Source organism: Synechococcus sp. R55.7 (assembly GCF_047461955.1).
Classification (GTDB): Bacteria; Cyanobacteriota; Cyanobacteriia; order Thermostichales; family Thermostichaceae; genus Thermostichus.
The window spans coordinates 1-796 of record NZ_JANSIC010000438.1 but is presented as its reverse complement, the minus strand read 5'-3'; the positions used below and the strand labels follow the sequence as shown (position 1 = coordinate 796).

The window sequence follows — 796 nt, the reverse complement described above, 5'->3', positions numbered from 1 at the left end:
GAGCAACTGAGAGCGGATCCCGGCTTATTCACAAAACTTCATGACCTTTGTATTCATGCTCTTCTACATGCGCGTCTATGGGCGCGGGGCTGAGCGGCTTGTACAACCAGTAGCCTTGTACAGCAAAGTGGGCCTGCTGATAGAAATGGAGGGCGGCCTGGTTATGGCGATAAACCTGCAGGGTGATGGCCGCCAGCTGCTGCTGGGATCCCCAGCGTTCCACCTGTTGCATCAAAGCTCTGCCCAGGCCCTGCCGGCGATGGGCGGGATCCACCCAGAGCAGAAAAATGTAGGCTACCCGCCGATGGGTGGCTTGATCGGTGGAGATGCCGGCCCAAACACAGCCCACCGGCTCTGCAGTTTCTTCTTTCAAGATCCACCAGCAGGGGGTGCGGGGTGGGTCGAAGAGGCGATCCAGCGTCTCTTCCAGGTGATCCCAGTTGCTTTGCTCTGGAAAAGATTCCTGCAACGTGGCCTGCAATCCTCGTCGCACCCAGGGCCGATCCCAGGCTGAACCGATGCGCCAACGATAACCCACAGGCAGAGGGATCCCTTGTTCAGCCATCCTCAGGCATTTGCAGAAAGGGCCACAGGCGTCGCTTCTTCTAGAGGGGCAGGCTGGGCCATATCCTCCGGCAGAAACGAGCGAATGCTCACCACCACCAGGGTAAACAGAAACACCAGCAGGATGAGAGCGGGAAAGATATATTGCCGCAGGATGCTCATGCTTCTACATAATCATTTCAAGTTTCTACAGCATAGCGTGCAGGGAGGGATCCCTGGGCAGCTTTTCGGA

2 protein-coding genes are annotated in these 796 nt (G+C 57.2%); both read right to left on the bottom strand.

Going from position 1 to position 796, the window contains the following annotated elements; translation table 11 throughout:
• Window positions 1-28: 28 nt before the first annotated feature.
• Window positions 29-565, bottom strand: coding sequence for a GNAT family N-acetyltransferase (locus NW820_RS13005; protein WP_414342471.1), 537 nt, complete (start codon window positions 563-565; stop codon window positions 29-31).
• Window positions 566-567: 2 nt separating this feature from the next.
• The gene (locus tag NW820_RS13000; protein ID WP_011434410.1) at window positions 568-726 is read right to left on the bottom strand and encodes a hypothetical protein; all 159 of its coding nucleotides are present in this window, start codon (window positions 724-726) and stop codon (window positions 568-570) included.
• Window positions 727-796 lie beyond the last annotated feature (70 nt).